Below are 2,397 nucleotides of genomic sequence, written 5' to 3' on the forward strand. Positions count from 1 at the left end.
ATGGCGCTTATGGGGATTATATGCCTCCTTTGTATTGATGCTGGCATTTACCGGCTATGTAATTGCGATCGTAAGCTTCAGCAAAGAGCTGCCCTGCAGCTGTGGCGGCGTACTACAGGAAATGAGCTGGGGCCAGCATATCGTATTTAATATTGTGTTTACTTTGTTAGCATTGATAGCGGCACTGCTGGAACGAAAACAACGGAAGGTAAAAGCAGCTGATGATACTACTAAGCCATTTTCTTCCTATGGAAGCCCTTCATTGAAATAGCTGATCAAAAGTTTACCATCCCGCTGCCTGGCGCTTAAACCATCCACTGCGTCCCCCCTCTTGTTCTTGCCTCCGGTCCCTTTCCCGAACTGATTTTCTTTAAAGGAACCTATTACTTCTTTTCGTGTACATAACAGCGCCTGAAGCTTCCCGGATTTAAACCTCCCCTTCTCATATCTTAGCTACTCCCTCAAACGCTCTAACTCTCAAACTCTTTTTCCTATTTTACACCCCATTAAACTTCAGCATGCATGAATAAATTCCTCCCAGGCATTTGCCTGCTATTAGCACCCGTCATCAGCCGCGCTACCGACTACGACCTCACCTCGCCGGATAAAAGGATAGCCGTAAAGGTGCAGGTCACCAATACCCTGCAATGGTCTGTAACATATAACAATGAAACCCTGCTGCTGCCCAGCACTATTAGCATGGAGCTGGCCAATGGCCCGGTATTAGGACAAACACCCGTGCTTAAAAAACAGCAGCGCAATACAGTAAATAGTGTGATAGACGCCGTGGTACCCGTAAAACAGGCCCATATACCCGAACAGTATAATGAGCTGCGCCTGAATTTTAAAGGTAATTATACCGTATGTTTCCGCGCTTATAATGATGGCGTGGCTTACCGCTTTGAAACCGCCCTGGGCAAGGAGATCATCGTAAAAAATGAACCCATCCAATACCAGCTGCCGGAAAACGACCGGAGCTGGTGGCCGGTAGACGGTCATGTATCCCCCACTTTCCAGAGCCACTATGAATACGGATTTAAAGATACCAGCATAGCCCAGATCTCCGATAAGCTGTATGCCGGCCTGCCCATTTACCTGAGCACCGCAAAAGGCACTAAGGTGATGATCACGGAAGCCGACCTGCACGACTATCCCAACCAGTTCCTGTTCGGCACCAACAGCAATGCGCTGAAAGCCCAGTTTCCGCCGGTGATATTGAAAGAGGAGCTGCATAGCGACCGGAGCACCAAAATTCTGCAGAACGCTGATTACATTGTAAAAACCAGCGGTACCCGCAGCTTTCCCTGGCGCACGCTGATCATTAGCCCGGATGATAAAGGCCTGCTGGAAAATGAGCTGGTGTACAAGCTCTCCACACCCAATGCTTTACAAAATACCAGCTGGATAAAACCCGGCAAAGTATCCTGGGACTGGTGGAATGCCAACAACATTTACAACGTGGATTTCCGCGCCGGCATTAACACTGCCACCTATAAATATTATGTGGATTTTGCCGCTAAATACGGCCTGGAATATATTATTCTGGATGAAGGCTGGACCCGCACCACGCTGGACATCCTCCACTCCACCCCGCAGCTGGATATGCCGGAGCTGCTCAGCTACGCCAAAAGCAAGAACGTGGGTATTATACTCTGGGTGCTGTGGAATGCCCTGGATGAGCATATGACCGAAGCGCTGGACCTGTACGCCTCCTGGGGTGTTAAAGGCATTAAAGTAGACTTTATGCAGCGCGGCGACCAATGGATGGTGAACTTTTATGAACGCACCGCACAGGAATGCGCCAAACGGCAAATGCTGGTGGATTTTCACGGCGCCTATAAACCATCTGGCCTGAACCGCAAATACCCTAACGTGATCAACTACGAAGGCGTGAAAGGCCTGGAGAACAGCAAAGGCGGTAATGAAATTACACCCGGCCATGATGTAACCCTGCCCTTTACCCGTATGGTGGCGGGGCCGATAGATTACACACCCGGCGCCATGATCAACGCCAATAAGGATAACTTCCGTCCTGTATTTTCTGAACCCATGAGCCAGGGCACCCGCTGCCACCAGGCTGCCATGTACGTGGTGTATGACGCTCCGCTGCAGATGTTGTGCGACAACCCTTCCAACTACCTGAAAGAGCCGGAATACACACAATTCATTGCGCAGGTACCCACCACCTGGGACACTACCATCGCCCTGCAGGGCAAAGCCGGTGAATATGTAGCCATTGCCCGTAAAAAAGGTGATACCTGGTACATTGGCGCCATGACCAACTGGGATGCCCGTAAACTGGACCTGGACCTAAGCTTCCTGGGCAGTGGCAGCTTCCAGCTGGAAGCTGTTCAGGATGGCATTAACGCCGACCAACACGCGGCTGACTACCAGTTC

General features: G+C 50.4%; 2 protein-coding genes. Both read left to right on the plus strand.

The genetic code is table 11. From position 1 onward, the window contains the following. Window positions 1-271 (plus strand): MauE/DoxX family redox-associated membrane protein (locus VIM87_RS19390; protein ID WP_331998597.1); only part of this gene is annotated, 271 nt, incomplete at its 5' end. A 251-nt stretch (window positions 272-522) separates the two neighbouring features. Further along, on the plus strand, window positions 523-2,397 hold a 1,875-nt coding region (locus VIM87_RS19395), incomplete at its 3' end, for a glycoside hydrolase family 97 protein (RefSeq protein WP_331998598.1).

It is taken from the genome of Chitinophaga sp. (genome assembly GCF_036569125.1).
In the GTDB taxonomy this organism is placed as follows: Bacteria; Bacteroidota; Bacteroidia; order Chitinophagales; family Chitinophagaceae; genus Chitinophaga.